The sequence below is a fragment of the Protofrankia sp. Cj3 genome (assembly GCF_917627355.1).
GTDB lineage: Bacteria > Actinomycetota > Actinomycetes > Frankiales > Frankiaceae > Protofrankia.
Window position 1 is genome coordinate 37005 of record NZ_CAKJTR010000018.1, and the last position, 9648, is coordinate 46652.

Genomic DNA, 9648 nt, shown 5'->3' on the forward strand with positions numbered 1-9648 from the left:
CCATGGCAAGATCCCGGCGGATGCCGCCGCGGATGACCCGTAGCGCGTAGACAAAGCCGCCGAAATAGAGCGTCGCCTGCATCACGACGCCCGCGGACAGCGCGACCGGTACCGAGAACACGGCGGCGAGCGCGGTGTGACGGACGTATTCGCCGAACTTGAACAGGCGCATGTCCGCCATCCGCCGCAGCCGCCCCCGGCCGGGCTCGCCGAACGCGGCCAGCGTGCGGCGGTAGCAGAGCGACATGATCAGCGCCGCTGGCGCCGCGACGGCAAGGCCCCACCAGCCGCCCGGGACGACCGCGGCGAGTATCACGATCGGGACGAAGGCCAGCGTGGCCACCCGTGCGGCGAGCTGGAAGGCCCGCGTGGCGCCGATGCGGACCGGCACGGTCATGTTCCCCACGACAGGATCAAGGTCGACGTCGCGCAAAGCGGCGAGGATATTGTTGGAGACGCAGGCGATCAGCAGGTAGGCAAGCACCCCGACCAGCCACCACGGGTGCTGGCCGCCAGCGAGGTACCAGCCCACCACCGCCGGGATCGTCTGCGGCACGCTCACGACGAAGCTCGCGACGACGCCCTCGTCCTTCACCGTCGAGTACGCCATGGAGAAGACGACCGCGGCAATCGTGAGCGCGAGCGCGAGCCCCGTACGAGCGACACCGCCGCACGCGATGAACAGCGCGCCGAGCGCGACGGCGAAGTAGCCGGCGGCCGCGGCCCACGCCTCGCGCACGGTGAGCAGCCCCGACGGGAGCGGCAGGTAGGGCGCGGTGATCTGGTCGCCGTCCGCGTCGAGGATGTCGTTGACGATGAACAGCGCGCCGCCGGCCGCGGCGACATAGCCGGCAAGCCAGACCAGCGGCCACGGGTCCGGGGACGGGTCCGCGACGGCCCAGCCCATGAAGACCGGCCAGATGTTCATGTTGGACAGATGGATCCGGGTCATCCACCAGGCTGCCTCGGTCTTGAGGGCCGCCAGGCGCAGGGCCCTCATCGGTCCGCGCCCGCGGGTACGGGCGCGGGTACGGGCGCCAGCTCCTCGCCTGGTCCGATCCGCACCGGCTCAGACCCGAGCGCGCCGTCGCGGTAGAGCCGCCAGGCTTCCCGCCGCCGCGGCTTCCCGCTGCTGGTGAACAGGCGCCCGACGGCCTTGGTGGTGACGACCTCGACCGCCACCTCATCGCCGGCAAGCAGCACCACCACGTCGCGGACGAGCGGTGCGAACGTCTCCGCCGGGGACGCGGTGACAACCACGACGACAGGTGTCGTGGCCAGCAGGCCGCCGACCGCCAGGAGCAGCACACCCGGTGCGCGTCGCCGGATCTCCAGTTCGACGTCCTCCATGAAGATGGTGCGGCCACGCAGTTTGAAACTGTCACCGAGGCGTCCCAGGACGTAGAGCTGGCCGTCGTGCAGGAAGCCGGCGTCTCCGGTACGGAACCATCCGTCGGCGCCGAACCGTTCGGCGTCCTGCGGCGATGCGACGCTGTAACCGTCGGCGATGGACGGGCCGCGCACCGACAGCTCGCCGAGATAACCCGCGGGCAGGGGCTCGCCGTCAGCGCCGACAGCCCGTATCTCCAGCCCTGGCAGCGGCGGCCCACAGCTGACCAGACGCGACGCGGCGCTGTCGGCGGCGCGCCCCCCGCCCTCGCCCTCGAGCGCGGAGCCGAGCACGGTGACTGGGGCGTCCATGCGGGCGGTGTCCTGGTCGATACGCACGATCGTCGGAGCGACGCCGAGCGGCACCCCGCAGATCGCGAGCGTCGCCTCCGCCATCCCGTATGCCGGCTGGAAGGCCCGTCGGTCGAACCCGGCCGGCGCGAGCCGGTCCGCGAACGCCGCGAGCGTGGCCGGGTTGACCCGCTCGGCCCCGCTCACCACGGAGCGCACGCTGGACAGGTCCAGCCCCTCGACGCGCGCGGCCGGGACCATCCGGACGATGTACTCGAAGCCGAAGTTGGGCATGAACATGTGGCTGTACCGATGCTCGTCGTACTGCTGGAGCCACCGCAGCGGGTTCCGGAGGAACTGGGTGGGCGGCATGTACGCGTGCTCGGCCTGCCTGGTGACCGCGGCCAACGAACCGCCGACAAGACCCATGTCATGGTAGAGCGGCAGCCAGCACACCCCGCCGTGGGAGCGGACGTCCACCCACGTGTGGATCGCACGGATGTTCGCCGCGAGATTCGCCCGGGTGATACGCACCCCGCGCGGGACGCCGCGGGAACCGGACGAGAACTGCAGGACCGCGAGATGCCCTGGCCGCCGGGGGGGTTGCAGCCCGGTCTCGGCCATCCACGGCGTCACGACGCGGACCGCGAGGCCCGTCTCGCGCAGCGCGTCGGCGAGTCCCCCCGCGCCGTCCGGCCCGGCGAGCGCGAACCGCGGCCGGAGCTGCGCGGCGATCCCCCGCAGCTGCTCAAGCCACCCGGCCCGCTGGTTGACGGCCTCGGGCAACGGGACGTTGGACGGGACCGCCCCGATCCACAGGAGGGCGAAGAAGCAGGCGAGAAACTCCGGGCCGGTGGGCAGGATCAGGGGAACGATGTCGCCCGGCTCCACACCCTCCTCCAGCAACGCGACGGCCGTGCCCAGCACGGCGGCGGCGAACTGGCCGTAGTCGATACGGGTCCAGGTGCCGTCGATGAGAAACCGCAGCCCCCGGTCGGCACGCGGCTCGGTGATCCAGCCGAGCAGCAGCTCCTCGGGCGTGCCGGTCGTCGGCGCGTTCACGGGCGCACCACGGAGTAGTAGAAGTCCTGGAGTTTCAGCCACTGGGCGCACCCGCGCCGGACGAACTGAGGCGCCTCGGCGTCGAACTCGGGCACCTCGTGCGCGTATTTCTCGATCAGCAGCCGCGCGCCCAGCGCGTGGCCGCCGTCCAGCTGGCTGTGCACCGTGAACCACTCGACGTCCACATCGCTGATGTGCCACGACGAGGTGAGGAACACACGCATCTTCTCGACCGCGGCCGGGGTCTGCCGCTCGTTCACGTAGAAAGCGAGCAGCCCCCAGACGAAGTGGTTCTCCCGGCAGGTCCGCAGCAGGTAGTCCAGAAAATCTGCCACCGGCGTCGCCGGCTCCTTCTCGAACATTTCCGGACCGGCGCCGAGTACTTCCGCGAAGCGCCGCATCAGATTGTAGTGCGCGTCGGTCCCGTCAGCGAGATCGGTCTCTTCGGCGATGAGCTGCATCATCTCGTAGCGACGGACGTCCGCATAGCGCGTATTGGCATGGATGGCACTGAACCCGCGGTTCTGTCCGTATGTCTGATGGTATTTCTGTACCGCCCAGTCGCGCATCCGGTCACGCGATACCTTGCCGGCGGTCAGCGCGGAGATGAAAGAGTGCCGCGAGTAGCTCTCCCGGTCGATGATCTCATCGAGCAGATCGAGTGTGGTTTGGGTGGATCGAGTGGCTCGGGTGGACACATGGTCTCCTATGACAGGGCGACCGGTAGCTCGGCGTAGCCGCGCATCGCGAAAAGTGGGCTCCTGACCACCTGGGCGCCCAGTGACATTCTTGGAAAACGCTCGACCAGCGCTCGGAAAACCGTCTCACACTCCATGCGCGCAAGCGCGGAACCAACGCAGAAATGGATGCCGGCACCGAAGGAAAGCGGTTGGTTGCGTGGCCGGAAAATGTCGAAACGGCCCGGCTCGGCGAAACGCTCCGGGTCCCGGTTGGCGGCCCCGATCAGGCCCATCAGCAGATTCCCCTCGGCGATCCGGGTACCGCCCAGGACCAGCGATCCCATCGTCCGCCGGCCGATGTACTGCACCGGCGAGTCCCAGCGGAGCGCCTCGGTGGTGACGTTGCCGGCGAGGCCGGGGTCGGCGCGCAGGGCAGCCCATTGATCAGGGAACCGCAACAGCGCGTATACACCGTTGCCGATGAGGTTGCTCGTCGTCTCATGGCCCGCGCCGAACAGGAAGAGGCTGTTGTTCACCAGCTCCAGCGGACTGATCGTTTCCGCGGTCTCCGCGGCGGTGATGAATGCCGACAGCAGATCTCCGCCCCGCTCGGTCCGCCTGCGTTCGACGAGCCGGCCGAAATAGTCGAGGAAGAATGCGCTCGCGTCCTCGGCGGCGGCCTGCTGCTCGTCGGTGATGATCGGGTCCAATAGCCTGATCAACGCTGATGAGTTCTTCTTGCACTCCTCGTGGTCAGCCGCTGGAATACCCAGGAGCTCACAGATGACCGCGACGGGCAGGTGGTGGGCCAGGCCGTCCATCAGGTCACCGCCGCCGGCCGCGGCGAAACCGTCGAGCAGTTCGTCCACTTTCGTCACTATATAACCACGCAGGCCTTCCACCCGGCGTTGGGTAAACGCTTTCGCAAACAGCAGCCGCAGCCTGGTGTGCTCGGGCGGATCCATCCCGAAAATCCAGCCACGGCTTGCGCGGTCAATTGCGGAGTCGGGCTCGAAGTGCCCGAAGAAGCGGGTAGCCTCACCCCGGCCCACCCGTGGTTCACGCAAGATCATGTCAAGATCTGCATAACGGGTGACCAACCACTGTCCAAGCGCCGCGTGAAAATACGGGGATTGAGTTTCCCGTAACCGGTCATAGTGGCTGTAGGGGTTCTCCAGGAATCCCTCGGCGAGCGGATTGAACAGCGCGAGGGAGGCCTCCTTGGGGTCATCCTGGTTCATGGGGAGAGTTGTCATCAGGCCTCCTGGAGGTCAGGTCGGCCGGCCGTAGCGCCCACACTTCGGCCGGCACGCGCAGCGCGTTCGCGGTCTGCGCGACAAGGCGGTAGAAACCCGCGATCGTCAGCAGCTCAAGGATCTCGTCGGTCGTCCACAGCGCGGTGAGCCGGTCCCAGAGGCTCGGGGGGACGCTGGCGTGGTCGTGCAGCTCGTCGGCAAGCTCGATGACGGCACGGGTCGCTTCGTCCGTGTCGGTGAGGTCCGGCGCGGCCACGAGGGTGCCGGCGATCCGGACTGGTGACAGACCGATCCGGCCCTGCGCCACCGCCGCGTGAATGCCCCACTCCGACCAGCAGCCCGCCCGCGCGCAGACGCGCAGAACGAGCGTCTCCCGCACCGCGGGGTCATGCTCGATCAGCCGCAGCATCTCGTCCATGACGGGTGCGAGCGCACCCGCGACCGTGGGATGGGCCGCATACGCGCGAACGAGCGCGAGCGGCGGGCGCGGACCGTCCGGCGGCTGCCCGATGCGGGTGAGCAGGGCCTCGGCCTCAGCCGTGTAGGGCGGGCCGATGAGCGGGATCCGCGGTGTATCCGCCAGTAGCGATCCATCGGGCCGGGCCGCCGCGAGAGCCGGCGGCGCGCCGTCGATGCCGGGCGCGGGGCCCGGCCGCCCGCTCCGGGTGCTCACGAAGCGGCTCTCCCGGCCGCGCCGCGCCGGACCGGCAGGCTGTTCAGACCGCGGAGGAACATGTTGACGCCCCAGTCCGGCTCGGTTGTGGCCAGTTCGAGATCGGGCAGCCGCCGGGCCAGCTCACGGAAGGCGACATCGCCCTCCAGGCGCGCCAGCGACGCGCCGAGACAGAAGTGGATCCCCGACCCGAACGCCAGGTGCGAACGGCCGTCGGTCCGGTCCGGGTCGAAGGCCGCCGGCTCGGCGACCACCGCCGGGTCCGCGTTCGCCGCCTGCGACAGCACCACGACAAGCTGCCCGCCGCGCACGTCGGTGCCGTGCAGGTGGATGTCCTCGCGCGCAAACCGCGATGTGGTCCGCAACGGGCCCTCGTAACGCAGCACCTCCTCAACGATCCCGGGAGCGGCGGCGGGGCACGCGACGAGCCGCTCGTAGCGTTCACGCCGCCGTAGCAGCGTGAGCAGGCCGTTACCAAGCAGGTTCATCGTTGTCTCGTGGCCCGCCCACACCAGCAGGGTCAGGTTGGCGGTCAGCTCTTCCCGGGTGATCGCATGCTCCTCCTCGCATGCGCGGATCAAGCTGGTGAGCAGGTCGTCGCCGGACCGGTCGCTGCGCGCGACACGGTCGGCGAAGTACTCCTGGAACCTCTTCACCGCGTCCTCACTACGGCGCAGCGACTCGCTGTCGACCGTCACGTCGAAGATCCGGGCGAGGTCCGCCGACCACGACCTGAATACCTCCCGGTCCTGCGGCGGGATGCCGAGAACCGCACAGATGACAATCGCGGGCAGCGGGAAGGCAAACCGGCTCATGAAATCAAACTCGGGTTCGCCGGCGGCGATGATCTCGTCGAGAAGCTCCCTGACAACATGTTCGACCCGCGGGCGCATCATCTCCACCCGGCGCGGCAGGAAGGTACGTCCAAAGGCGCCGCGGACCCTCATGTGGTCCGCCCCGTCAAGCTGCGACATCCACAGCCGGATGACGGCGAAAGCGCTGTTCTCACCACCCCGGTCGGCGGCGATCTGATCCCAGTAGCCAGCTTTACCGAATCTCGGGTCGCGCAGCACGTCGCTTGCTGCCGTGTGCGACGTGACAATCCAGCAGCCGGGTGCCGGCAGCTCTGACCAGATCAGTGGCGACGCGGAGCGCAGCATGTCGTAGGCGGGTCGCGGGTTGTCCAGATAGGCGGGCAGGAAGATCTCGAATGGCGATATCAGGCGGTCCGGCCCAGCCGTGGGGAGAGCCGCGCCAACCAGACTGTCGTTTTCGGCTGGCGCCTTGTCGGCACACACGTTCGGTTCACCTCTCGAAAAACTGGCCGCGCCAGAGAATGCAGTCAGGCATGCCTGAACCGCTCCCAGCGCATACATCTGAATCCGATCCCGAAGATGACGGTTATGAAAACCGCGAGAACCCCCGTGTCAAGCAGCAGTTTTTCCATCGATGCGCTGCGGGTCATGGTGTCCTGCAACATCTGCATCGCCCAGTACTGCGGGAAAACCGGGGCGATCGTCTGCGCCCATCCCGGCAGCGCGACGGACGGAACCATTGCGCCGCCGACCGCGCCGCCGAGCAGCACCAGAAGATTATTGAACTGCGGGACCTGAAGATCATTCGATGCGATCGCCGCGACGGCCGCACCGACCGCTCCGAGGCACAGCCCGATAAGAACGTTCGCGACGATGAACATACCAGGATTGTTGATGGGAACGCCGAGAATCAGCGACCCCAGGCCGATCAGCAGCAGGCCCTGCGCCATGGCCAGGAGCGCGATCGGCAGCAGCTTGCCCACCAGCAGCGAGAACTTTCCGATCGGGAGCGAGAGGAGCCGGTTCCAGGTGCCCCAGTTCCGCTCCCGGTGCAACGCCTGGGCGGCATGCGCCGCGCCGAAGAAGGCATGGAACATGACGAAGCCGGGAAGAGTCTGCGCATACGGGCTGGAGTTCGACAGGTAGGACGCGCCGCTGGGCGTTATGACAGCCGGCGGCTGGCTGTCGAGCGCCGCGAGGAACGGGGACAGCACGATCGGCGTGGCCGGGTCCGCGATCACCGTCCGGTGGCCCGCGTCGTCGGTGACGAGCGCGACGGCGATATCGCCGTTCGCCACCTCCTGTCGGGCCTCGTTCTCACTGACCAGACGTTGTGGCGCACCCAGCCGATGGGCCAGGGCGGGGTCCACCGGCCCGGCGCTCACGTACGCGGGTGGCTGGCCTGTGCCGAACGCGCCGCCCACCGCGCCGGTGAGGAAGGCGATCAGGACAACCGGAACGGCGAACATCATGATGAGCAGCAACGGATCACGCCGGTTGATGAGCAGTTCCTTGCGGAACACCGCGTCGAATGCCGTCAGCTTCCTGATGGCGCCGCTGGACCGTTCAGCGGCCATCGCGCTCAATCCCGAACCTCCCGCCCGGTGATGCTGAGAAAGACACTTTCAAGATTTGGTTCCAGGCTTTCGACGTCCACGACACGCGATGCGGTGAAGGCCGCGGCGGAAAGAATCCGCCCCACCGCGTACGCACGGTCCGCGCTGGTGGTGACCCGCACCCGTTCGACGCCGGCCGTGCGCGGTGCCGCTGTCACGGTTGTGTCGGGCTCCAGCCGCAGGACCGCGCACAACGGCGCGGCATCACCGTCAACCGTCACGAAAATAGTGCGCCGCGCGTAGGAGCGCAGGAGGTCTGGAACGTTCTCGTGGGCAAGAACCGCGCCCTTGTGCAGAACGTATAAATCATCCGCGTACGACTCGATCTCCGCCAGGAGATGCGTGCTGTAGAGGACGGCCTTCCCCCGCTCCACCTGGGCGCGCACCAGGTCGAGAAGCAACGCGCGGGCCTGTGGGTCGACACCGGCGGTCGGCTCGTCCAGGAGCAGCACCGCGGGGTCCCCGATAAGCGCCGCGGCAAATCCGAGACGTCGCCGCATACCGCCCGAGAAAGTGCTCGCCCGCTCATCCGCCCGGTCGTGCAGATGCACACCTGCCAAGGCCTCGTCCACAGCCGGACCGATTCCGCGGCGCGGCAGCCCCTGCGCTCGGGCCACGAAACGCAGGTTCTCCCGGGCGGTGAGCATGGGGTATACGTTGTCCTGCTGCGGAAGATAACCCACCGACAGTCCCGGCGCTTTCACGACGTCCCCCGACGTGCTCTCGAGAACTCCCGCCGCGATCGCCATGAGCGTGCTCTTTCCCGCGCCGTTGGGACCGAGGAGACCGGTCATACGCCCGCTGGCGACCACTACGTCGACGCCAGCCAAGGCCGATATCTCACCGTACCTCTTTGTAACGTTACGTAATATGAACGAAGCCGGCTGGGTAATGCTCTCGCCAGCGCGCCGGACACCGACGATATCAGAGATCATCGTTTCGAAACCTCCACGCGATACGAGGCGGCGGCTCAACCGCGGCGTTGGTTGATTGGAGCACGAAGCACAACAGACCGGCAACTATTCGCGTAAACATGCATGTCAGCGATGGGTCGGCCCTTCTGAACGGGAGTCGAGCCGTCTCGCGGGCGGAGATTCCGCCGCAAAAAAGATCATTTAACCTGGACACAGCATATTGCCGGCGGTGGCTCGATACATGGCCGTATGCATGGTTTGACAATCCCGCTGACCCGCCCTGACGGGCCTGGCTGGCAGCCGGGGCAGGCACGATGACGGACACCTCGCGTCGTTGTTGTCGGTCGACGCCCAACACAGGGCGCATCCCTCCGCCGCCTCGCGATGCACGCACCCCAGCCCCGCTCCTTGACCCACCCCTATTGCCGGGCACTCTTACCCGGGGCTGGCTTCCTTCTTTGACGCCGGCTCGGTTTGGTGGTTCTTCGGCGGTGAACGTCGTGCCGGCGCCGAATTACTCCACCGCGGCCACTGCTCTCGCCGCGGAGCGCAGCCCACCGCCGGCTCGGCTCAAAGATCGAGACGGCACGCCACCCGGTGGCCGGCGCAAGCCGCCGGTAAGCGACGATCCTGGCGTGACCGCGGCTCGGGCTCTCGCGCTGTTCGCCGCCGCCGGCCTCGCCGAGATCGGCGGCGGCTATCTGGTGTGGCGATGCCTCCGGGAGGGCGCGTCCATCATCACCGGTGTCGTCGGCGCCCTTGTCCTTGTCGTCTACGGTGTCATCCCGACCGTGCAGCACAGCGCGAACTTCGGCCGGATCTATGCCGCCTACGGTGGAGTGTTCGTGGTCGCGTCGCTGCTGTGGGGGTGGGGCGTCGACGGCCTGCGCCCGGACCGCTACGACTGGATCGGCGCGGCCGTCGTCCTCGCGGGCGTCGCAGTGATCTATTT

Annotated in this window: 9 protein-coding genes; 1 reads left to right on the plus strand and 8 read right to left on the minus strand. The window is 68.0% G+C overall.

The window, feature by feature from the left end; genetic code table 11:
* From MJ783_RS04250 to MJ783_RS04285, 8 genes are all read right to left on the minus strand, one after another.
* Positions 1–1000, minus strand: a 1000-nt coding sequence (locus tag MJ783_RS04250; protein ID WP_239308605.1) for a UbiA family prenyltransferase, incomplete at its 3' end; no start/stop codon positions are given.
* The gene (locus MJ783_RS04255) at positions 997–2742 is read right to left on the minus strand and encodes an AMP-binding protein (protein ID WP_239308606.1); all 1746 of its coding nucleotides are present in this window, start codon (positions 2740–2742) and stop codon (positions 997–999) included. The genes MJ783_RS04255 and MJ783_RS04250, both read right to left, overlap by 4 nt.
* The gene (locus tag MJ783_RS04260; RefSeq protein WP_239308607.1) at positions 2739–3440 is read right to left on the minus strand and encodes a TenA family transcriptional regulator; all 702 of its coding nucleotides are present in this window, start codon (positions 3438–3440) and stop codon (positions 2739–2741) included. Before MJ783_RS04260 ends, MJ783_RS04255 begins: the two co-directional genes overlap by 4 nt.
* Positions 3441–3448: 8 nt before the next feature.
* On the minus strand, positions 3449–4678 hold the full coding sequence (locus tag MJ783_RS04265; protein WP_239308608.1) for a cytochrome P450: 1230 nt from the start codon (positions 4676–4678) through the stop codon (positions 3449–3451).
* Positions 4650–5351: a carboxymuconolactone decarboxylase family protein gene (locus tag MJ783_RS04270; protein WP_239308609.1), complete on the minus strand. Its 702-nt coding sequence runs from the start codon at positions 5349–5351 to the stop codon at positions 4650–4652. Before MJ783_RS04270 ends, MJ783_RS04265 begins: the two co-directional genes overlap by 29 nt.
* Entirely contained in the window at positions 5348–6649 is a 1302-nt protein-coding gene (locus MJ783_RS04275; protein ID WP_239308610.1) for a cytochrome P450, read from the minus strand. Before MJ783_RS04275 ends, MJ783_RS04270 begins: the two co-directional genes overlap by 4 nt.
* A 44-nt stretch (positions 6650–6693) precedes the next feature.
* Positions 6694–7743: an ABC transporter permease gene (locus MJ783_RS04280; RefSeq protein WP_239308611.1), complete on the minus strand. Its 1050-nt coding sequence runs from the start codon at positions 7741–7743 to the stop codon at positions 6694–6696.
* 5 nt (positions 7744–7748) lie between these two features.
* Positions 7749–8717, minus strand: a complete 969-nt coding sequence (locus tag MJ783_RS04285; protein WP_239308612.1) for an ABC transporter ATP-binding protein — start codon at positions 8715–8717, stop codon at positions 7749–7751.
* A 614-nt stretch (positions 8718–9331) separates the two neighbouring features.
* On the opposite strand from MJ783_RS04285, the gene MJ783_RS04290 reads away from it, so the two are divergent.
* Positions 9332–9648 (plus strand): YnfA family protein (locus tag MJ783_RS04290; RefSeq protein ID WP_239308614.1); only part of this gene is annotated, 317 nt, incomplete at its 3' end.

What these genes read in the sequence shown, in the direction of transcription:
- MJ783_RS04265 (WP_239308608.1), bottom strand. Translation starts at nt 4,678, where the DNA reads ATGACAACTCTCCCCATGAACCAGGATGACCCCAAGGAGGCCTCCCTC.
- MJ783_RS04280 (WP_239308611.1), bottom strand. Translation starts at nt 7,743, where the DNA reads ATGGCCGCTGAACGGTCCAGCGGCGCCATCAGGAAGCTGACGGCATTC.
- MJ783_RS04285 (WP_239308612.1), bottom strand. Translation starts at nt 8,717, where the DNA reads ATGATCTCTGATATCGTCGGTGTCCGGCGCGCTGGCGAGAGCATTACC.